18 protein-coding genes and 3 riboswitches are annotated in these 19,724 nt (G+C 67.6%); of the genes, 3 read left to right on the forward strand and 15 right to left on the reverse strand.

What is annotated here, in order from left to right; genetic code table 11:
* Positions 1-45: 45 nt before the first annotated feature.
* The 3 genes from ACMX2H_RS01885 to uriH are packed head-to-tail and all read right to left on the reverse strand — an operon-like array spanning position 46 to position 3,526.
* Positions 46-1,002 carry a ribokinase gene (locus ACMX2H_RS01885; RefSeq protein WP_414958706.1) on the reverse strand — a complete coding sequence of 319 codons (957 nt, stop codon included), beginning with the start codon at positions 1,000-1,002 and terminating at the stop codon, positions 46-48.
* Positions 999-2,423, reverse strand: a complete 1,425-nt coding sequence (uriT, locus tag ACMX2H_RS01890; protein WP_414958707.1) for a uridine transporter UriT — start codon at positions 2,421-2,423, stop codon at positions 999-1,001. The genes ACMX2H_RS01885 and uriT overlap by 4 nt, the downstream gene beginning before the upstream one ends.
* Positions 2,420-3,526 (reverse strand): uridine-preferring nucleoside hydrolase UriH, encoded by a 1,107-nt coding sequence (uriH, locus tag ACMX2H_RS01895; protein ID WP_414958708.1) that lies wholly within the window; start codon positions 3,524-3,526, stop codon positions 2,420-2,422. Before uriH ends, uriT begins: the two co-directional genes overlap by 4 nt.
* Positions 3,527-3,736: 210 nt before the next feature.
* Between uriH and ACMX2H_RS01900 the strand changes: the two genes are divergently transcribed.
* The gene (locus tag ACMX2H_RS01900; protein WP_414958746.1) at positions 3,737-4,729 is read left to right on the forward strand and encodes a LacI family DNA-binding transcriptional regulator; all 993 of its coding nucleotides are present in this window, start codon (positions 3,737-3,739) and stop codon (positions 4,727-4,729) included.
* Positions 4,730-4,856: 127 nt separating this feature from the next.
* Here the strand turns inward: ACMX2H_RS01900 and ACMX2H_RS01905 are convergent, their stop codons facing one another.
* The 5 genes from ACMX2H_RS01905 to ACMX2H_RS01925 form a co-directional block, all read right to left on the reverse strand.
* A complete protein-coding gene (locus ACMX2H_RS01905; RefSeq protein ID WP_414958709.1) occupies positions 4,857-5,657 on the reverse strand; it encodes an SDR family oxidoreductase in 801 nt (266 codons plus the stop codon).
* A gap of 80 nt (positions 5,658-5,737) precedes the next feature.
* On the reverse strand, positions 5,738-6,541 hold the full coding sequence (locus ACMX2H_RS01910; protein WP_414958710.1) for a phosphotransferase: 804 nt from the start codon (positions 6,539-6,541) through the stop codon (positions 5,738-5,740).
* Between the two features lie 92 nt (positions 6,542-6,633).
* Positions 6,634-6,954, reverse strand: a complete 321-nt coding sequence (locus ACMX2H_RS01915) for a putative quinol monooxygenase (RefSeq protein ID WP_414958711.1) — start codon at positions 6,952-6,954, stop codon at positions 6,634-6,636.
* Positions 6,955-7,121: 167 nt separating this feature from the next.
* On the reverse strand, positions 7,122-7,664 hold the full coding sequence (locus ACMX2H_RS01920) for a DUF1990 family protein (protein ID WP_414958712.1): 543 nt from the start codon (positions 7,662-7,664) through the stop codon (positions 7,122-7,124).
* Positions 7,665-7,667: 3 nt separating this feature from the next.
* A complete protein-coding gene (locus ACMX2H_RS01925; RefSeq protein ID WP_414958713.1) occupies positions 7,668-8,072 on the reverse strand; it encodes an MmcQ/YjbR family DNA-binding protein in 405 nt (134 codons plus the stop codon).
* A gap of 224 nt (positions 8,073-8,296) precedes the next feature.
* Between ACMX2H_RS01925 and ACMX2H_RS01930 the strand changes: the two genes are divergently transcribed.
* Positions 8,297-9,136, forward strand: a complete 840-nt coding sequence (locus ACMX2H_RS01930) for a DUF1206 domain-containing protein (protein ID WP_414958714.1) — start codon at positions 8,297-8,299, stop codon at positions 9,134-9,136.
* A gap of 100 nt (positions 9,137-9,236) precedes the next feature.
* Here ACMX2H_RS01930 and ACMX2H_RS01935 read toward each other — a convergent pair whose 3' ends face one another.
* The 7 genes from ACMX2H_RS01935 to ACMX2H_RS01965 form a co-directional block, all read right to left on the reverse strand.
* Positions 9,237-10,160: a MetQ/NlpA family ABC transporter substrate-binding protein gene (locus tag ACMX2H_RS01935; protein ID WP_414958715.1), complete on the reverse strand. Its 924-nt coding sequence runs from the start codon at positions 10,158-10,160 to the stop codon at positions 9,237-9,239.
* Between the two features lie 24 nt (positions 10,161-10,184).
* Positions 10,185-10,877, reverse strand: a complete 693-nt coding sequence (locus ACMX2H_RS01940; protein ID WP_414958716.1) for a methionine ABC transporter permease — start codon at positions 10,875-10,877, stop codon at positions 10,185-10,187.
* On the reverse strand, positions 10,874-11,953 hold the full coding sequence (locus ACMX2H_RS01945) for a methionine ABC transporter ATP-binding protein (protein WP_414958717.1): 1,080 nt from the start codon (positions 11,951-11,953) through the stop codon (positions 10,874-10,876). Before ACMX2H_RS01945 ends, ACMX2H_RS01940 begins: the two co-directional genes overlap by 4 nt.
* Before the next feature lie 114 nt (positions 11,954-12,067).
* Positions 12,068-12,160, reverse strand: a riboswitch (SAM riboswitch).
* A gap of 77 nt (positions 12,161-12,237) precedes the next feature.
* Positions 12,238-13,653, reverse strand: a complete 1,416-nt coding sequence (locus tag ACMX2H_RS01950) for an LLM class flavin-dependent oxidoreductase (RefSeq protein WP_414958718.1) — start codon at positions 13,651-13,653, stop codon at positions 12,238-12,240.
* A gap of 87 nt (positions 13,654-13,740) precedes the next feature.
* Positions 13,741-13,832: riboswitch (SAM riboswitch) on the reverse strand.
* A gap of 192 nt (positions 13,833-14,024) precedes the next feature.
* On the reverse strand, positions 14,025-15,509 hold the full coding sequence (locus tag ACMX2H_RS01955) for an APC family permease (protein WP_414958719.1): 1,485 nt from the start codon (positions 15,507-15,509) through the stop codon (positions 14,025-14,027).
* 14 nt (positions 15,510-15,523) lie between these two features.
* Positions 15,524-16,822, reverse strand: a complete 1,299-nt coding sequence (locus tag ACMX2H_RS01960) for an acyl-CoA dehydrogenase family protein (RefSeq protein WP_414958720.1) — start codon at positions 16,820-16,822, stop codon at positions 15,524-15,526.
* A 167-nt stretch (positions 16,823-16,989) separates the two neighbouring features.
* Positions 16,990-18,228, reverse strand: a complete 1,239-nt coding sequence (locus ACMX2H_RS01965; protein ID WP_414958721.1) for an acyl-CoA dehydrogenase family protein — start codon at positions 18,226-18,228, stop codon at positions 16,990-16,992.
* A 76-nt stretch (positions 18,229-18,304) separates the two neighbouring features.
* A riboswitch (SAM riboswitch) is annotated at positions 18,305-18,419 on the reverse strand.
* Between the two features lie 302 nt (positions 18,420-18,721).
* On the opposite strand from ACMX2H_RS01965, the gene ACMX2H_RS01970 reads away from it, so the two are divergent.
* On the forward strand, positions 18,722-19,678 hold the full coding sequence (locus ACMX2H_RS01970; protein ID WP_414958722.1) for a zinc-binding dehydrogenase: 957 nt from the start codon (positions 18,722-18,724) through the stop codon (positions 19,676-19,678).
* Positions 19,679-19,724 lie beyond the last annotated feature (46 nt).

The following is a 19,724-nucleotide window of genomic DNA, read 5'->3' on the forward strand; positions in this document are numbered from 1 at the left end:
TGCACCGCGCCGTCCGTTGAGTACGTCGCGTTCGGCCCCTGGACGTCAGGCGTCAGGCCGCAGGCGCTCCACGTCTGCCCGTCGCGGATACGCGGCCTGGGTTCCCTTCTTCGTGGCAGCTAACGCAGCAGCGGTCGAAGCGAACGCCGCCGCCTCGACCAAGCTCTCCCCCGCGGCAAGCTGTGCCGCGAGCGCCCCGGTGAAAGCGTCGCCGGCGCCGGTGGTGTCCACGGCGTCAACCTTGGTGGGGGCGATCCGGGTGATCCGCTGCCCGTCCTTGGCCTGCGAATCCAGCACGATGGAGCCGTTGGCGCCCAGAGTAACCACAGCGCGGTCCAGTCCCTGCCCCGCAAACTTCAAGCGCACCTGCTCCCAGTCGGCAACGGCGGCATCGGCACCGGGCATCTCGGCTCCGAGGAACTGCGAAGCCTCGTGCGCATTGACCAGCAGGACATCGCTGAGTTCGGCCAGGCTGTGCAGCACCGGCGCGTAGGGCGAGAGGTTGAGCAACACTGTTGCTCCGGCGTCGTGCCCTGACCTTGCCGCCGCCTCCACGGCGTCCAAGCCGACCTCGAGGCAGAGGCAAACCACGGCGGCGTCAGCGAAAACCTCGCTGGCTGCGACGACGTCTTCCGGACCTACCGTGCCGTTAGCGCCAGGGGAAATGACGATGCTGTTCTCCCCCGCGGCGTCAACGGTAATGACGGCGACGCCGGTCTCGACCCCGGCGGCGCGGCGCACGCGGGAAACGTCCACGCCGGCCCCTGCGACGGAGGCCAGCAGCATGTCCCCGTTGGAGTCCTCGCCCACGGCGCCGATCAGGGCGACGTTGCCGCCCAGTCGGCCAGCGGCCACGGCCTGGTTGGCGCTCTTGCCGCCCGGATTCACGGCGAAGCCTTCGCCGTGAAGGGTTTCGCCAGGGTTGGGTAGCCGCTCGGTGTAGATGGTCAGGTCCGCGTTCAGCGAACCAACGACGACGATGCGTCCGGCCTGCGGACTCACTTTTCCACCTCGGCGTCGACTGGCTTGGGGATCAGCAGCGAAGCGGCAAAGGCTGCGACCGTGATGACCAGACCGACCACGACCACCGTGAGGTAAGAGGCGTGGTCGCCCAGCGCCGAGGTGCCCACGAGTACCGCCGGCAGCACCAGGAAGCTCAGTCCGGCGCCGAGGTTGAAGGCTCCGGCATTCATGCCGGGCAGGAAGCCGGGGTTGCCCGGGGGCGAGAGCACCACGCCGAGCCCGTTGAGCATGATGTTTGCGGTTCCGGCGTACATGATGCCGAGCAGTGCAGTGCCGGCGACCATCAGCGGCAGGCTGTTCAGGCCGAACAGCGCAATGACCACCAAAGAGACGACGCTGCCGATCATGCCGATGCGCAGCACATTGGTGTAGCCGAGGACCGGGGCGAGCCGTCCGCTGATCGGGCCGAAGACCCAGCCCAGCAGCGCGTGGGGAGTCAGGATGAGCAGGGCCGTTTCGGTGGGGCCGATGCCGAAGCCGGGTGCGGCGGCCTGTACGTAGGCGGGAACGATCCCGTTGATGACGGCGAAGATTCCGGTCATGGTCAGGACCGTAGTCAGCAACGGCGCCCACGTCGAGCGCTGGCGCAGATGGACAATCTCGACCATCGGCTGCTTCGCGCGTTTCTCGGTGGCCCAGAAGCCGGCGAACGCGGCGGCGGCCACGGCGATCAGCACCAGCGAGAGGAGCAGGGTCTCCCCGGAGAACCCGCCGACCAGCTTGGCCGCTTCGTTCAGTGCGGTGAGCAGGGCACCGACCGCGACAACAATGAAGACGACGCCTGTCCAGTCCATCCGCGTCCCGGCCTGCGGCTTGCTCTCGGCTGTCAGGACTGCGACGAGAACCGCGGCGATCACACCGAGGACCACCATGATCCAGAAGATGCTGCGGAAGCCGTAGTGCTCGGCCATGTAGCCGCCGAGGAAGGAATCGACGCCGGCCACGCCGCCGTTGACCGCAAGGATGACGCCCATCAGCGTGCCGTAGGTGCGCAGGTTGGGCACGGCGGTGCGCAGCATGATCAGGCACAGCGGCACGGTGGGACCGCTAACGCCCTGGATGATCCGGCCCACGAAGAGCCAGGTAACGTCCGGGGCCAGCGCGGCGATCACGGAGCCGACGGCCGTCAGCAGCATCATCCCGACGAGGATCCGCTTACGGCCGACAATGTCGCTTAGCCGGGGCAGGAACAGGGAGAACAGCGCGGCGGTGGTGAAGAACCAGGTCTGGGACAGGCCGATCGCGGCCTGGTCGGTCTGCAACTCCTCCCCCATGGTGACCAGGGCGGGGCTGAGCATGGATGCATTGAGCTGGAAGGCCACGCAAGCCGTCAGCAGGGCGACCATCAGGGCGGCACTGCCGCCGCGGGTTACCTTGGCTTCCTGAAGAACGGTGCTCATTTCGCTGCCGCGCCGTTCTCCGCCACGCCGTTGGCGTCGGGGGCCGCGGAGGCGGGCACCGCCGTCGTCGTCGTCAGCGTGTCGGCGGTGGCTGCGGGGTCGGGCGCCGCCGTCGTCGTGGGGGCGGCGGTTCCGAGGTCTACCTCGCCGATCCGGACCAGGGCATCGGTCACCAGGTTCCAGAACTTGGTGCGGTCAAGGTCAACGGCCACGGAGGTGTGGCAGTCGGCCGGTGCGGGAGCGCGGAAGTCGGCCACGGTCATGCCAAGGGTCAGCTTGCCCTGCAGTTCGATGTCGACCGGGACCTTGCGGGTGGTCATGACGGTGGGGTCGATGACGTAGGCGACGGCGCACGGGTCGTGGACCGGCGGGTAGTCGAAGCCTTGGGCGTCCTTGTAGGTTTGGGCAAAAAAGTCCATCAGTTCGCGGACAAAACGGGCCGGACCAGTGCCGACGGCTTCGATCTGCTCCACGACGTCGGGGGTGGCCAGCGCCTGGTGTGTGAGGTCCAATCCCACCATGAGCAAGGGCCATTTTTCGTTGAAGACGATGTGGGCGGCCTCAGGGTCGATCATGATGTTGAATTCGGCCACGGCGGACCAGTTGCCCACATGGTAGCCGCCGCCCATCAGCACGACTTCCTTGACCCGTTCCACAATGCGCGGCTCCTTGCGGGCTGCCATCGCGATGTTCGTCAGGCCGCCGGTCGGGACCAGGGTCACGGTGCCGGGTTCATGCGCCATGATCGTGTCGATGATGAGATCAACGGCGTGGCGCGGATCCAGTTCAATGGTGGACTCCGGCTGCGCGGGGCCGTCCATGCCAGATTCGCCGTGGATGTCCGGCGCGGTTTCGATGGTGCGCACCAGCGGGCGGTCGCAGCCGGCGGCGAACGGGACACCGGTGATGCCGGCGATGGTCCCCACGGCCAGAGCGTTCTTGGTGACCTTGGCCAGAGTCTGGTTGCCAACAACGGTGGTTACGGCGAGCAGCTCGATGTCCGGGTTGCCGTGGGCCAGCAGCAGCGCCACGGCGTCGTCGTGCCCCGGATCGCAGTCGAGGATGATTTTCTTCGGTCCAGGGGTCACGGAGGTGGCGTCCATATTTTCTCTCCACGTCATTGGGGGCCGCCGCGGCGGCAATTCAATCACAGGGAAGTGTGACACCCTCCAATCGGTCACGTCAAACGCTTGACGTGCATTACGTCAAGCGTTTGATGCCTTGCGCCACGGTGAGATGTCTAACATGGGGCTATGGCATCGGCATCAGATCTTGAGCTACAGCAGCGTCCCGGACGGCGGGTGACCGCCGCGATGGTCGCCGCGCGGGCCGGCGTCTCCACTGCAACCGTCTCCCTGGTCGCCAACGGCAAGACGCATGGCCGGGTCTCGGAAGACAACATCTCCCGCGTCCGACAGGCCATCGCCGAACTCGGCTATGTGGTGGACAGCGTCGGCAGTTCGCTGGCCAAGGGTGTCAGCTCGATCGTGATCCTGGTCGCACCGGACATCTCCAACCCGTTCTTCGCCAAGGTGATCGAGGGCGTGCGCGAGTCTCTCGGCTCGGATTTCCAGCTGCTGCTGTCGGTCACCGAGGCCGGCGAATTTCCCCGCGCCGACGACATCCGGCGGCTGTCGGCCCTGCGCCCTGCAGGTCTGCTGGTCGATGCCCCCGATGCCGCCTTCCTCGAGAACCTCTCCACCACCGTCCCCATGGTGCTGCTCGACGCGCCCGGGGTGGAGGCTTATGCGCCGTCGGTGAACCTCGACGTCGCCAGCGGCGCCCGCGAACTCGCGGCGCATCTGGCGGGTGCCGGCCACCGGCGTGTGGCCTATCTGGACAGCGTGACCGGAACGGCCACCTTCACCCTCCGCCGCACGGTGTTCCTGGAGGCGGCGGAGGCGCTCGGGATGTCCGTCGAACCGGAGCACCGGATCAGCACCACCATCGACGTCGGCACAGCGGCGGAGGCGTTTGCCGCGGCCTGGCCGCAGTGGCGGCAGGCAGGTGTCAGCGCCGTCGTCTGCGCCACCGACACGCATGCGTACGGAGTGCTGCAGGAAGCCCGCGTGGCCGGCCTGCGGATCCCGGCCGAGCTCGCCGTCGCCGGCTTCGACGACCTGCCCTACTCCGCGTCCAGCAACCCCGGCCTCACCAGCGTCCACCTTCCCGCCACCCGCCTGGGCCTCAAGGCCGGAGAACAGCTGCGCGGCCTGATCGAAGGCCGCGACCTCGAGCAGCCCCAACTCACCTTGGAAAGCTCGCTGATCGTTCGCGGCTCCACGGAGCGGACCGCCGCCGGCTAACGAACGACGGCAGTGGCTGCCCAAAGCCCGGTGGTCGATTAAGGCCGCTTGCGGCCGCACGTAGACCCGGCACCTTCCGGCATCCAAGGCATGCCGTCCCCCTTGCTCGGCGGGTCTCGTTGCTCCGCTACGCCTCGCGCCAATCATGCCCGGTGACGGCAGCTCCCGCCTGCGGCCCCATCTGCAACATCCCGCCGTCCACGGCCCAGGACGCCCCGGTCACATAACCGGCATCTGCGGAGGCCAGGAACGCGATCACCGCGGCCACTTCACGGGCGTCGCCGGGCCGGGACAGCGGGATGCCGGGCCGGTCGATGCCCTGCGGGTCCTCGTCTTCGTTGCCGGTCATGGCGGTGGCAATCTCACCCGGCGCGACGGCATTGACCGTGATGCCGTGCCGGCCGAGCTCCAGCGCCATGTTCTTCACCAGTCCGCCTAGTCCGTGCTTGGCGGCGTCGTACGGCGCGGCACCGACCATCGGCTGGTGTTCGTGCACGCTGGTCACCGCGATGATCCGTCCGCCGTTGCCGGCGGCCGCCATTTTCCGGGCCGCCCGCTGCATGCAGACAAACGCGCCGTCCAGATCGGTGGCAACCACCTTCCGCCACGTCTCATAGTCAAGGTCCAGGAACGGCTCCATGGCACCGGTCCCGGAGTTGTTGACGAACACGTCCAGCCCGCCGAGCTGCTCCGCCAGCGCATCGACCACGTCCCCGCAGTCGGGCAGGTCAGTGGTGTCCAAATGAACGACGACGGCGCTGCGTCCGAGCGCGCGGACCTCCTCCGCTGTGGCCTCCGCTCCGTCCCGGTCAGAGTGCCAGGTGATGCCCACATCCATTCCTGCCTGGGCAAGTGCGACGGCGGTGGCCCGGCCGATGCCCGAATCGGAACCGGTGACGATGGCGGTGCGGGGCGTGAACTGTTCCATGCGCCCCATTGTGGCGAAGAACTGCCGGTCTGGCAGCCCAATGCGGCCCGGATCAGCGCGAGACCGGTGGGATTTCCCGACTAGTTTTTGTTGAGGGCTGCGGACAGTTCGGATCGGATCGAGTCGATCCAGGCAATGCGACGCGTGATCCGTTCCTGGCCCCCGCTGCGTTCCCACATGTCGATAAAAGCTTGCTCTCCGCGCGCGATCCGGGCAAGAACAAAGGGCCCGGAACGGTGAATGCCCCTCACGATGCGATCCAGGAACTCGTCCCGCTGCGGACCGAGGGGAATACCGTAAGCGTCGGCGACGATCCGCAACCGGGAACCAACGTCAAAACCTGAACGTCCCCAGCGCTCCGCATCCTGCTGGGTATCAACAGGGACCCAATGCCGTGCCAACACCGCGAGGTCGTGCAGCGGATCGGTCGGGGCAGCAAACTCGAAGTCGATCAGCGCCACTGCCTGCCCGTCGCGCACCACGACGTTCTCCACGCACACATCGTTGTGACCGACGATGTTCCCGCCGTCGGGGTGTGCCAACTCGGTGTTCCAGAAGGCGTTGGCAGGCGGGACGAAGTCAGCCACGGCGTCGTGGAAATCCCGCAGCAGACGGGAAACCGACGCCAGCAGCCCGGGCGAAAGCGACCACTTCGGAAACGGCGGAATGGCCACGTCTCCGGGAATGTAGCGCAGCCGCTCCCTGCCCTGCTCATCAATCCCCAGAGGCTCAGGCACCCCAGCGAAGCCGTTGGACCTGGCATGTTCGAGCAGGCTGAAAACCAGTTCCGTCTGGGCCGAGGCAGGACGGCGAACCTCATCACCAATTTTGATGATCGCTCCGGCGTTGGCCACACCGCCGGCCAGGACCTCGCCGTCGTTCATGGGCCATACCCTACCGCGGCCCGCAACGCAGGACCGCCTGCCTAGACAAGGATGGGGGCAGGTATCGCCTGCCCCCATCCACTGAAAAACTGCTAGGCGACGGTCATTTCGCCCATCTGATCCCAGCCTTCGCCGTCAAGCTGGCGGCTGATGATGCGCGGAGTCTCCTGCAGGTACTGCGGCTGCTCCTGCATGGCCTTCTTGAAGTGATCGCTCTTCACGTGTGCTTCGGCGGCGTCATCCTTGAAGGCTTCCACCAAGACGTACTCGTTCGGGTCCTCCACGCTGCGCGACCAGTCGAACCACAAGTTGCCCGGCTCGGCGCGGGTTGCTTCGGTGAACTCCCGCACCAGTTCGGGGAAGCTTTCGGCGTGCTCGTCCTTGACCTTGAACTTGACCACAATGAAAATCACGCGGATTCAGCCTTTCTCTTGGGTGTCCGTCAATCCTGTCATGCGTCGGCGGGGTGAGCGCGGCGGGACGTCGCCCCTGCCAGTGGCACCTTCCACGACAACGACTGTACCGATCGGGCCCACTCGGCGGCGAGGAACGGGCCATATCGGTACAGTCGTTCCCGGTGTTAAGTGCAGCCGGCCAGACCGCCGGCCAGCGCTTTGGCAGCGGCAACGTAGCGCCGGGTCACCAGCCGCTGGGCCGCTCCTGCCACTGGGCCGCCTGCCCGGTAAAACCAGGTGGAGTGCCGGCTGAAGGCAAACAGGTCGAAGACCACCAGCCCGTTCTCCTGCAGCGACGCCACGAAGCCCTCTTCTCCTGACTCCGGATGACCGGGCAGCGTGCCATAGCCGAAACCTGTCCGGGCGGGGGTCCGCTCGGTCCAGACCACCCGGCAGGGTGCGGACAGCCGCAGCGGCCCGATCCCGAATCCGGGCACAACGTCCACTCCTTCGGCGACCGCAGGCGTGGCAGCATCGACCCGCAAGCCAGCCAACCGGTGCAGCTCCCAGCCCATCAGTCCCTGGGCCAGCCGGTGGAATGCGTCCTCCCCGACGCCCACCGCGGTGCGCACTTCGGTGGTCCGAAACCCCGGTGGGGTGCTGCGCTCCCGGCTCAGCCCCACGTCGTCGTACGTCAGCGAGGCCGCACTCAGGTCCTTGGCTTTCACCGCTCAGCCCTGCCGTACATCGTCGCCGCGGGCAAGCCCCATCCAGCCGAGCGACTCGCGGTCCCGCCGCGGCAGCGACGCCACCACCAGGTCGTACGAGTCCTCGATCATGTCGCGCAGCATGTCGTCGGGCAGTGCGCCGTCGCAGCGCACTCCGTTCCAGTGCGTTTTGTTCATGTGGTACGCGCCGGTGATCTCCGGGTGCGCCGTGCGCAACTGCTGGGCGAGCGCCGGTTCGCACTTGAGGCTGATGCTCAGCCGCGGGGCCTGAAGGTCCGACAACGCGAACATTTTGGCGGCCCGCCCGGGCGCACGGACCTTGAACACCGATGCCTCCGGGCCGAACGGAAAGTCTTCGAACGCCCCGGGCAGGGAAAGGCAGAATTCACGCAGCGCGGTCGCGTCCATAGGCACGAGCCTACTGCTACCCGCCGGCCGGGTCACGGGCTGCGCACGTCTTGGTGCGCGGAGGGCCCGCCCAGCCCGCCCGCCCCGGTGCGCAGCGATGACTTCGGTGGCAGGATGGTTTCACGGATGTTTCACGGGGAACAACGGCGCTGCTGGCGCGCCGGTGCCAGGCCCTCAGGGTCGCCACAAGGCGCCGGGTAGCACCCGCTCAGAGGAGGAGAACCATGGCAGACACCGGCAGGGAAGCCAAGCGGGCGGCCGGCAAGGCCGTGGACAAGACCGAGAAGGCCGCCGATTCGAAGACCTTCGAGTGGGTGGCGCGCACCGGGTATGCGGCCAGCGGGCTGCTGCACCTGCTGATCGGCGTCATCGCCCTGCGGCTGGCCTTCGGCGGAGGCGGTGAAGCGGATCAGTCTGGAGCAGCCTCCAGCCTGGCGCAGAACCCGGGCGGACTGTTCCTGCTCTGGGCGGGCATGCTGGGTGCTGGGGCGCTGGCGCTGTGGCAGGTCAGCGACGCCGTGTTCGGCGGCCGCAACCTGGAGCCAAAGAAAAAGTGGGGTTTCCGGGCGAAGGCGGTGGGCCTGGCCATCGTGTACGGAGCCATCGCGGTGACCTTCGGCAGCTTCGCCCTGGGCTCCGGCAGTAATAGCAGCGAGAAATCGCAGGATGCCAGCACCAAGCTGATGCAGTGGCCGGGCGGTGCCGTGGTGCTGTTCCTGATCGGCGCGGTGATCATCGGGGCTGGTATCTACTACGTGGTCAAAGGCCTGTTCCGGAACTTCTTCAAAGACCTCAAGCCGCTCCCCCGCGGTGCAGTCCACACGACCGTGACCTGGGTGGGCATCGTCGGTTTCGTCGGCAAGGGTCTGGCCTTGGTTGTGCTCGGATTGCTGCTGGCGGTCGCCGCCCTGCAGAACGATCCGCAGGACGTGAAGGGCCTGGACGGCGCACTCAAGGCGCTACGCGAGCAGCCGTTGGGGCCGGCGGCGCTGGCCTTCGTGGCCGTCGGCCTGATCTGTTACGGGCTCTATCTGGGTGCCCGGGCGCGCTACGCCAAGATGTAGCGCGCCCGGCGCGGTCCTGCGGCGGCGAGCTCGGGGCTCGCCCGGCCGTCGGGCCGACAGTAGGGCCGCCCCGCGCGCCCGCGCGACCCCAGGCCGCCGCTTACTCCGCCGACACCGGGGTCAGCACGTCCTTGACCAGTGGGTCCTCGGTGGTGTTGAGATATTCCTCTAGCCGCGGATCGGAGAAGATCTCGATCAGCTTCTTGCTCTCGGCGCTGTCCTTGAACTCGGTTCCGATCACCAGGCGAGAGGCGAACGTCTTGGGTGCCGCCGGGAACAGGATGCCCTTGTCGCGGCCGATCTTGCCGGCGTCGAACTGGGAGACGTACCCGATGGCCACGTCGACCGAATCGAGCATGCGCGGCATCGCCAGCAGGTCGGCTTCCTTCAGCGTGAAGCCCCGCGGGTTGCCGGCAACGTCACGGATCTTCGCGGTGCGCGGCTCGACCGCGGGATCCAGTTCCAGCAGCCCCTCGCGCTGCAGCAGCCACAGCGCCTGTCCCTGGTTGGCCGCATCGTTCGGCAGCAGCAGGACGGCGCCCCGCGGCAGGCTCTCCACCGACTCGTAGCGGGTGGAATACAGCCCGAAGCCCCACTGGAACAGCTCCACGGTGGGCGTCAGCTCCACGCCGCTGGCTTCGGCCGACTGCTGCATGTACCACTGGTGCTCGAAGATGGTGCCGTGGAACTGGCCCTCGGCCACGGCGCGGTTGGCTTGGACCGGATCCTGCAGGCCCACTGCCTCGATCTCCACGCCGTAGTCCGGTGCGATCTCCTCGGCGACGAACTCGAGGATCTTCTCCTCGCCGGCCATCGCCGGTTCAAAGTGGACCTTCAACGGGGAGGTGACCTCGCCGCCGTCGGCAGCAGCGGTGGCCGGCCGGGACTGCTGCTGCACCAGCAACAATCCCAGGACCAGGGCGACGACGGCGGCGATCGCCGCGATACTCCACGGCAGCGAGGTGGACTGCTTGCGCAGGGTGAAACCGTGGTCGTGACCAGACCCGGTGGACGGTGTGCTCATGTGTGGTGCTCCTGGTTTCTTCAGCTAGGGGCGCAGCAGTGCGCGGGAAATGCGGTCGCCGGCGAACTGCACCAGCTGGACCGTGATGATGAGGACAACGATGGTTGCGGCCATCACGTGGGTGTCGAACCGCTGGTAGCCGTACGTGACGGCCAGGTAGCCGATGCCGCCGGCGCCGATGGTTCCCGCGATGGCCGAGTATTCGATCATCGAGATGGTGTTCAGCGTGATCGCCGATGTCAGGCCGGGCAGCGCCTCGCGCAGCTGGGTCTGCCGGATGATCTGCCCGGTAGAACTGCCGGTGACCAGGCCCACGGCCATGTTCTCGCGCGGCAGGTCGTTCAGCGCGTTCTGCACCAGCCGGGCGAAGAACGGGATGCCGGCCAGCGTCATCGGGACCACCGCAGCTGCGATACCGATGGTGGTTCCGGTGACCCACTTGGTCAGCGGGATGATCGCGGCCATCAGCACCAGGAACGGCAGCGAGCGGCCCATGTTGACCAGCCAGCTGACCACACCGTGCAGGCGCGGCCGTGGAAACAGTCCGCGGCTGTCCGTGTTGTACAGCAACACGCCGGTGGCTCCGCCAACCAGGATCACCAGTGCCATCACAATGCCGACCATCGCCCAGGTTTCGCCGTAGGCGGGCAGCAGCAGCGCGGGCAGGTCGGCCCAGGGCGTATCCAGCCCGACGGCGGCGGTTTCGGTGGGCCTCATGCGCTTACCCCGATCTTCTCGTTGGCTTCAAATCCGGCACCATCCGACGGCGGTGCGGTGGGTGTCAGGGGGGAGGCGGTGGCCGCGGCGGAGACTGCCGCACCCGGATCCGCGACCAGGCCCAGCTGCTCCAGATAGCCGCGGACCTCCGCCTCCGGACGGCCGGCCACCCCGATTTCAGCACGGCCGAGCACCGTTTCACCGTGCGCTTCCACCGAACCGCCCAGCAGCGCCACGCGCACGCCGAGTCCCGTGGACAGGCGGGTCAGCCACTCCGGGTCCACCGGCCCGTGCCGGTAGGAGACGGACAGTGCGTAGTCGAAGCCGGCCGGCAGCGGCAGGGCCCGCACGGGCAGCAGTTGGCGGCCCGCGCCAGACCCGGGATCCGCCACCAGTGCGCCGATCGGTCCGTACTCGGAAACCCGCCCGTTGGCCAGCACGGCCACCTGGTCGGCGACGTGGCGCACCACGTCCATCTCGTGCGTGATCAGGATGACGGACAGTCCCATCTCGGTGCGCACGTCATCCAGCAGGTCCAGGATCTGCTGCGTGGACTCCGGGTCCAGGCCGGAGGTTGATTCGTCGGAGAGCAGGATCCGCGGCCGCAGCGCCAGCGCCCGGGCGATGCCCACCCGCTGCTTCTGGCCGCCGGAGAGCTGGCCCGGGTAAGCGGAGGCCTTGTGCAGCAGGCCCACCCGGTCCAGCAGCTCGGCCACCCGGTCCTCCATCTCGCGGTGCACCACGCCGAGGTTGCGCAGGGGAAGCGCCACGTTCTCGGCCACCGTCATCCGGCGCAGCAGCGCCGAATGCTGGAAGATGGTGCCGATCGCGCGGCGTTCGCTGCGCAGCGCCTGGCCGGACAGGGCGGAGAGGTTGCGGCCGTCCACCAGCACCTGGCCGGAGGTCGGTTTCTCCAGCAGGGAAATGCAGTGCGAGAGGGTGGTCTTGCCGGCCCCGGACGGGCCGACGACGGCGGTAATCGCCCCCTGTTCGATAGTCAGGTCGATGCCCTTGAGCACCTCGACCGTCCCCTGGCCGGTGCTGTAGCTCTTGTGCAGATTGCGGATTTCAATCATCGCGTACCGCCCGCGGCGTACCGTGTCATGTTGCTCCTGAAGTTCAGGGAGCCCCGGGCACAGGGCATCGCTGCCGCGCAGGCAGGGCGCAGCCGGGTCCGGTCCTGTCCGGGTTCTCCATCGGTCCTGGCGTTAGCACCGTGCGGCAGTTGGCCGGGGTTGCTGCGGCGTCATCGAGCCAGATCTCTCAGCCGCTCTGGATGGTTCTTCCGACGTCGGTGCGCCGCCCCGTCAGGAGCCGCGCACCGCCGTCGTTGTTTAATGCGTGTTGCTGTTGTCCCGGATCAGTCGACCAGGGCGTTCTGCAGCCGGAAGCCGGCCGCGCGGTGGTTCTCCGGCAGCTTGTCGCCGCGGCCGAAGAGCTTGTTGCGCAGTGTGCCCGGCGCGTACTCGGTGGGGTAGGCGCCGAGCTTCTGCAGCTCCGGCACCACGTATTCCACGACGTCCTCGAACGTGCCCGGGGTGATGGCGTAGGCCAGGTTGAAACCGTCCACGTCGGTTTCCTCGACCCAGTCCACCAGCTTGGCAGCGACCTCCTCGCCGGAGCCCACCGTGATCGGGCCGAAGCCGCCGACGCCGACCCATTCGGCCAGCTGGCGGATGGTCCAGGGCTTGCCGCTGTCGCCGGAGGCCTTCTGGAAGGTCTCTACCGAGGACTGGATGGCATTGGACTTCACGTTCTCGCCGATCACCTCGTCCGGGCCGTAGGTGGACAGGTCCACGCCCATCCAGCCCGAGATCAGGGCCAGCGCGCCGTTGACGTCCGCGTAGGACTTGTAGTCCTCGAACTTGGCCTGGGCGGTGGCGTTGTCCGGTCCGGTCACCACGGTCTGCATGGCGTAGATGCGCACGTCGTAACGGCCGCGGCCGGCGGCCTCGGCCGCGTCGCGGATTTTCTTCACCGCCGCGGCCAGCATTTCCTTGGTGGGGCAGGTGACGAACACCGCCTCGGCGTTCTCCGCGGCGAACTCGGTGCCGCGCTTGGAGGCGCCGGCCTGGAAGATCACCGGGGTGCGCTGCGGGCTTGGCTCGGTGATGGCGATTCCGGGCACCTTGAAGTACTTGCCCTCGTGCCGGATCTCGTGCACCTTGGCCGGGTCGGTGAATACGCCGGTCTCGACGTCCTTGACCACGGCGTCGTCTTCCCACGAGCCCTCGAGCAGCTTGTAGATGACTTCGAGGTATTCATCGGCGTGGTTGTAGCGCTCGTCGTGCTCCAGCTGGTCTTCCTGGCCCATGTTGCGCGCTGCCGAGGGCAGATAGCCGGTCACCACGTTCCAGCCGACGCGGCCGTTGGTGAGGTGGTCCAGCGTGGCCAGCCGGCGGGCGAACGGGTAGGGGTGCTCGTAGGCGGTGCCGGCGGTGACGCCGAAGCCCAGGTTCTCGGTGACCGCGGCCATGGCCGAGACCAGCATGAACGGATCGTTCACCGGGACCTGTGTGCCGGCCCGCAGCGTCGTCTCGTTGGATGAGCCGAACACATCGTAGGTACCGAGCACATCGGCAATGAACAGGCCGTCGAACAGGCCCTTCTCCAGCACCTTGGCCAGATGCGTCCAGTAGCCGATGGTGTTGTAGGTGGCGGACTTGTCCTGCGGGTGGCGCCAGAGGCCGGGCGACTGGTGGCCCACGCAGTTCATGTCGAAAGCGTTGAAGCGGATGTGCCGCTGGGAATTGTTCTGTGAGTTGTTGGCTGTCATGTCAGGCTCCTTTACTGATGAGAAGAGCCCGCGCCGGTCCCCCGGCGGGCATGCAGTGGCCCTGAGGAACCAACGAGAGATCGAGCTTCTCCATCGGTCCTGGCGGTAGCACCTTCCTCAAATCGAGGGGGTTGCTGCGGCGTCAACAAGCCAGGTCTCTCGGCCGCTCTGGATGGGTACCCCTCCATTGGACACCCACATGTGCCGCGGAGGGAAATGGCGGGCGTCACGCGGGGTAAAAATGTTGCGCGTCACCCGAGGCAAGAATTACGACGCCGGGGCGGCGCCGACTGACGACGTCGGCGCGGCGCCTGCTGTGGCCTGCGGCCGCCTCGCGGCCACCACTGCTCCGGCGCCGAAACTGGCCAGGATCAGCACGACGACGGCGCGGCGCCGGCTGTGGCCTGCGGCCGCCTCGCGGCCACCACTGCTCCGGCGCCGAAACTGGCCAGGATCAGCACGACGACGGCGATGGCCAGCGGCACGCTGTTGCCGACCAAAGTCGGCAGGTTCTGCAAAATCAGGCCCAGGATTCCCAGCAGACCGAGGAGTCCAAGCGCCGGGGCGACGGAACGCTTCCAGCTGCCCGCCGGCGCTCCCTGCCGGCGGAAGAACACCAGCACGGCGACGCTGGTGAGCGTCATCAACACCACCACGCCCAGCGAGGAGAATCCGGCGAACCAGGTGTAGAACTGCACGATCGGGTCCCATCCGGCAACCACGGCGACCAGCAGGAACAACACCACCACGGCCGTGGCCGCCGCTGAGGCCCGGTGCGGAGAGCGGTGCCGGACGTGGGTGCCGGCGAGTGTGGCGGGGAAGATGCCCTGCCCCGACAGCTGGAAGAAATAGCGCGAACTGATGTTGTGGAAGGACAGAATGCAGGCGAACAGGCTGGTGGCGAGCAGGACCTGGACAATGTGGCTGCCGGCCGTTCCCAGGTAAAGCGCGGTGGTCTCGGAGAGCAGGGTACCGGGCGCGTCGGTGGCCTTCTGCACAATCCCGGTGTCGCCCCAGACGCTGATCAGCAGCCAGCTGGAGAGGGCGTAGAAACCGCCCACCACCAACAGGGCCAGGTAGGTGGCACGCGGGATGGTCTTGTCCGGGTCGCGGGCTTCGTCCCGGAACACGGCGGTGGCTTCGAAGCCGATGAAGCTCAGAATGGCGAACAGCAGCGCGATCCCGGGCGCTCCGGACAGCACGGTGGACGGGGTGAGGAACCCGGTAGAGAGGCCCTCGGCCCCGCCGCCGCCAAAGACGATGGCTGCGTCCAGGACCAGCACAATCAGCACTTCGGCCACCAGCAACACGGCCAGCACCTTGCCGGACAACTCGATGTTGCGGTGGCCCAGCCAGGCCACGGCCACCAGCGCCGCTGCTGCCCATACCCACCAGGGCAGGCCGGGGCCGCCGTACGCGCGGACCACTTCATCGACCGCGGGGGCAAAGAGCCCGTAGACGCCGGCTTCCAGCGCCAGGTAGGAGAGCAAAGCCACGAAGGCCGCACCCAGTCCGGCCCGCCGGCCCAGGCCCTTCTCCACATAGCTGAAGAACGCGCCGGCCGACGGCACATGCGGCGTCATGGCGGTGAAGCCGACGGCAAACAACAGCAGGATGGCGGTAGCCAGCAGGTAGATGAAGGGCAGGCCTGCACCGTTGCCGCTGGCGATGGCCAGCGGGACCGTACCGCCGATGACGCCCAGCGGCGACGCCGCGGCCACCACGATCAGCACGATGCTGGCGACGCCCAGCCGGCCGGACAGCCGCGGCGTTGCTCCGGCTTCAGTTCCGGTCTTCGAGGCGGCTGTTGCGGCGGCTGGCGGAGCCGCAAAGGTTTTGGGGTTGGAAACTGACATGGCTTGCCTTCTTTTTAGACGGCCGCGGAACGGGCGGCGGGGCTGTGTGACTGGCGGGCGGCGTCGGCATTGGCCTCGCCGATGGTCCAGATGAACGGAGGTTCGGTGGCGTTGACTTCCCAGTCGCCCACGATCCGGGACTTGTAGATGAACGGGTTGTGCGTGGCGACTGTGCGGGCATTGCGCCAGTGCCGATCCAGTGCCTTGCCGGTACTGGTAGAGGAAGCGCCGAGCGTGTTGAACAGCTCGCCGGCCGCCTCCGGCACAAGCGTGCTGAGCACAATCTGCGCCTGGCCGGATTCCAGTTCGACGGCGATGTTGGCCGCCTTCTCCGCGTCGGCGGTCTGGAGCCGGGAGGCGAAGACCCGGTCCAGGGCGCGGGCCACGCTCAGGGTGGTTGCCCTGGCGGCGTAGGCCTTGGCGCTGATCTCGCCGACCACTTGCAGGATCTGTGCGTCGTGCCGGACCAGTGGCGCGTTGCCGTGGCCGAACACCCGCTTGCGTTCCCGCACGTTCGCGGCGGCGTCGGTGGTGGCCGCCTGCGCGATCCCGGCCAGCGCCACCAGCAGGATGTGCTGGTACAGCGCCGTCTGGTAGGGGAAGCGGTCGGCGAACGCGGACACGTTGGCCGCGTCCACTGCGGCGTCGGTAAACACTGTGGTGCCGCTGCCGGTCAGCCGCTGGCCGAAGCCGTCCCAGTCGTCGTAGGTTTCCACGCCGGGTGTCTTGGTGGAGATGATCACCGAGACGTCCGAGCCTTCGGGCCGCTTGGCGGTGACGTCGATCCAGTCGGCGAAGATGGTGCCCGTGGTGTAGAACTTGCGCCCGTTCAGCACCAGCTTGCCGGCGGATTCGGACAGCACCGTGGCGGTTCCGCCGGCGCCCGGTTCGGTCCAGGCGTTGCCGGCCAACTGGCCGGAGGCAAAGCGCTGCAGCCAGGTGCTGCGGTCCCCGCTGCGGGCGTGGTGGTACAGGTTCTCCTCCACCAGCGCGATGTGCGAGCGCAGCGCCTGCGGAATGTTGCTGTCCGCCGCGGCCAGCTCAATCAACAGATCGGTGAACTCTTCCCAGTCCAGCCCGTCGCCGCCGAGCTGGGCCGGGATCCGGGCGGCGCCAAAGCCGGCGTCCCTAAGCCAGCCGATCTGCTCAAACGGCAGCTCGCGGGCCAGTTCCCGGTCCAGCGCCCCTGCCGCGATGCGCTGGAAGATCGGGCGGTACTTGGCGGCCGCCGCTTCGAAGGCGGCAGTTGCACGGCCGGAAGGTTGGGCGGCAGGGTGGGCGGATGTGGTGGCGCGGTCAAGGGTTTCAGTCATGATGGTGCTCCTGGAGTCTCAGCCGAGCAGGGCCAAGGTCGGGATGGGTGGGGCTGTTGCGCGGCTAAGGTGCTGCGCGGGCGGGGTCTGCACAGAAGAAGGCTGTGCGGCGGGCGCGGCGGGGCGCGGCGAGGCACCGCGGCCGGGCACCAAAGCCCGGGCGCAGATCAGGTGTAGAGCGAGATCGGCTGGACTTCGCCCAGCAGGAAGTTGGCGCCGACCTCGACTTTCTTGTAATCCACCGGATCGTGCAGCGTGTGGGTGCGGACATTGCGCCAGAAGATGTCCAGTCCCACCTCGGTTTTCGCGGAGGAGGAACCTGTCACTTCGAAAATGCGGTTGGCCACGTCCACGCCCACTTCGGTGGAGACGACCTTGAGCCGGGCGATCTCGATCTCGATGGCTGCGCGTGCTTCGGCGGTCAGTTCCCCGCCGACGGCGATGGCGGCGTCGAAGCGTTCGTTGGTCCGGTCCGCGAGCGCTTCCACTGCTGCCACCCGGGACACCAGTTCGCCGTAGACCCGCTGGGTCAGCGGATCCTGGGCATAGGTTTCGGCGCTGCTGAGGAACCAGGAGTTCTTCCGCGCCACGGTGATCTGGCGTGCGCGCTCCAGCGCACCCTGGGCAATGCCCAGGTAGAGGTTGCCGAACGCCAGCTGGATGTACGGCGTGACCAGGCTGGAGAATGGCTCCTCCCCCACCTCGCCGATGATGTCCGCGGAGGTGACCAGCACGCCGTCGTACTTCACGGAGCCACTCGCGGAGAGGCGCTGGCCCAGCGCGTCCCAGTCACCCAGGAAGGAGATCCCGGCGCGGTCGTGTTCCAGTGCCAGGGCCAGGAACGTGCCCTGTGCTGGGCCGGCCGTGATCGCGGCGTTGACCAGGATGGCGTCGCCTACGGACGCCCCGGTGGAGAAGTGCTTGACGCCGTCCAGCCGGTAGCCGTCGCCGTCGGGAACCAGTTCCAGGTTCGGGTCCACCGGGTTGACCGAATCGCCCCAGGACCAGCGGCCCTGCGCCGAGCGGCGGAGCAGGCGTTCCTGGACGTGCGCGTCGCCGTAGAAGACCACGGCGCCGAGGTTGGCGTAGTGGTAGGCCAGGATCTGCGCGATCGACGCGTCGGTGCGGGCCAGGATGCGCACGGCGTGCAGCGCGCTCTCCCAGTGGCCGCCCTCGCCGCCCCACTCGCCGGGGATGATCAGGTTGAACAGGCCGGAACTGCGGAGCAACTCCACTTCGGCCTGCGGGTCGGCGTTGCGGCGGTCCCGCTCCAGCACGTCCGTGCTCAGCACGGCGGCCACGCCCTCGGCGATCTGCCGCCAGTGGGCGAGTTCTTCGCGGCTGGCGTGTCCGGCCCAGGGGGAACGGCGGGTCTGCTGGTTTTCTTCAATGACGACGGCGGTCATGGCGCCTCCTCGGGCTGGGGCTCCCGCCTGCCTGCGGCGCGCAGCAACCACTGGGGTGGACGACGCAGCCTGGAGGGGGCCGTACTTGCCGGGCACTGGTCTGTGCGCGGCCGGATCCTCATCTGGGGCACCCCACTACGGAAGAGGGTTGCCGCCCAACCAGCCAGAGCTTGTCGTTGGGACTCTTGATCTTGGGGAAGAGTCTGCCGGGCCCGCTGCGGCGTTGGGAAGCATGTGACGGGCCATGACGTACCGCTGCCGAATGTTACACATGCCGTTTATGACGACGACGGTGTCCCTCCTTTCGTAGGATCAGCCGCCGGCACCGGCGGATCCGGCGCCCTGCGCCCGCGTGCATGAATTCCAGCCCGAAGACGCCGTGTATTCTGCCGTCCCCTGTAGGCCTATCCGCAACGGGTCTAGGGTGAAGTTGCGCCGCCAAAATCACCGAACCGGGACGTGCACCGCCCCGTCACCCAGAGAGGTTCGAACCATGAAGGCATGGCAATTTACTGGAACGAACAAGCCGCTGGAGCTCAACGAGGTGGAGGAGCCGCACGCCGGCCCCGGCGAGGTGGTGGTGGACGTCAAGGCGTCCGGTGTCTGCCACTCGGACGTCACCACGCTCGATGATCCAGGGTGGATGGCGCTGTTCCAGCACGGGCTGCCCCGCACCATGGGGCATGAGTCCGCCGGGGTGATCAGCGAGGTCGGCGACGGCATGGGGCACTGGAAGGTGGGCGACCGGGTGGGCCTCTCCCCGGTGATGTCGGACGGGGACGCCCTCGGCTACGGCAAGTGGGACGGTGGCTTCGCCGCCAAGCTTCGCGCGACCGATGACAACCTGGTGGCCCTGCCCGACGAGGTGCCCTTCGACCTGGGCGCGATGGCGACCGACGCCGGGCTGACCGCCTACCACGCAATCATGGCCGTCGGCGGGGCACGGAAGGGCATGAAAGTCGGCGTCATTGGCCTGGGCGGGCTGGGCTACATCGGTGCGCGCTCCGCGGCACTGTCCGGTGCAGAGGTTTACGGAGCCGAGGTCAACCCGGAGACGCAGAAACTGGCCGACGAGATCGGGCTGGCCGGCGTCGCCTCCTCGATCGAGGAATTCAAGGACAAGAACCTGGAGCTGATCGTCGACTACGCCGGTTTCGGCACCACCACTTCGGCCGCCATCGAGACCCTCGGCGAATTTGGCACCCTGGTCCAAGTGGGCATGGGGCGGCTCGAATCCACCATCAACACCTATCCGATCATCATCAACCAGCTCACCATCAGGGGCTCAAAGTCCGGCACCAAGGAGGACTTGGCCGGGATCTACGAACTGATGAAGACCGGCCAACTGAACCCGCCGATGAACCACATCTCTCATGCCGATATCCCGGGCGCCATCGACAAACTACGGGCTGGCGGGGTCGTGGGCCGCTTCATCGCGATGTACGAGTGATTCCAAGGCGGACTTCAGGTGGCCCGTCGTCGGCAGCAGACCGCTG

Source organism: Arthrobacter sulfonylureivorans, assembly GCF_047607445.1.
Taxonomy (GTDB): Bacteria; Actinomycetota; Actinomycetes; order Actinomycetales; family Micrococcaceae; genus Crystallibacter; species Crystallibacter sulfonylureivorans_A.

Coding starts and splice junctions, on each gene's coding strand:
- uriT (WP_414958707.1), bottom strand. CDS start 2,423: ATGAGCACCGTTCTTCAGGAAGCCAAGGTAACCCGCGGCGGCAGTGCC.
- uriH (WP_414958708.1), bottom strand. CDS start 3,526: ATGGACGCCACCTCCGTGACCCCTGGACCGAAGAAAATCATCCTCGAC.
- ACMX2H_RS01900 (WP_414958746.1), top strand. CDS start 3,737: ATGGTCGCCGCGCGGGCCGGCGTCTCCACTGCAACCGTCTCCCTGGTC.
- ACMX2H_RS01905 (WP_414958709.1), bottom strand. CDS start 5,657: ATGGAACAGTTCACGCCCCGCACCGCCATCGTCACCGGTTCCGATTCG.
- ACMX2H_RS01910 (WP_414958710.1), bottom strand. CDS start 6,541: ATGAACGACGGCGAGGTCCTGGCCGGCGGTGTGGCCAACGCCGGAGCG.
- ACMX2H_RS01925 (WP_414958713.1), bottom strand. CDS start 8,072: ATGGACGCGACCGCGCTGCGTGAATTCTGCCTTTCCCTGCCCGGGGCG.
- ACMX2H_RS01930 (WP_414958714.1), top strand. CDS start 8,297: ATGGCAGACACCGGCAGGGAAGCCAAGCGGGCGGCCGGCAAGGCCGTG.
- ACMX2H_RS01935 (WP_414958715.1), bottom strand. CDS start 10,160: ATGAGCACACCGTCCACCGGGTCTGGTCACGACCACGGTTTCACCCTG.
- ACMX2H_RS01940 (WP_414958716.1), bottom strand. CDS start 10,877: ATGAGGCCCACCGAAACCGCCGCCGTCGGGCTGGATACGCCCTGGGCC.
- ACMX2H_RS01945 (WP_414958717.1), bottom strand. CDS start 11,953: ATGATTGAAATCCGCAATCTGCACAAGAGCTACAGCACCGGCCAGGGG.
- ACMX2H_RS01950 (WP_414958718.1), bottom strand. CDS start 13,653: ATGACAGCCAACAACTCACAGAACAATTCCCAGCGGCACATCCGCTTC.
- ACMX2H_RS01955 (WP_414958719.1), bottom strand. CDS start 15,509: ATGTCAGTTTCCAACCCCAAAACCTTTGCGGCTCCGCCAGCCGCCGCA.
- ACMX2H_RS01960 (WP_414958720.1), bottom strand. CDS start 16,822: ATGACTGAAACCCTTGACCGCGCCACCACATCCGCCCACCCTGCCGCC.
- ACMX2H_RS01965 (WP_414958721.1), bottom strand. CDS start 18,228: ATGACCGCCGTCGTCATTGAAGAAAACCAGCAGACCCGCCGTTCCCCC.
- ACMX2H_RS01970 (WP_414958722.1), top strand. CDS start 18,722: ATGAAGGCATGGCAATTTACTGGAACGAACAAGCCGCTGGAGCTCAAC.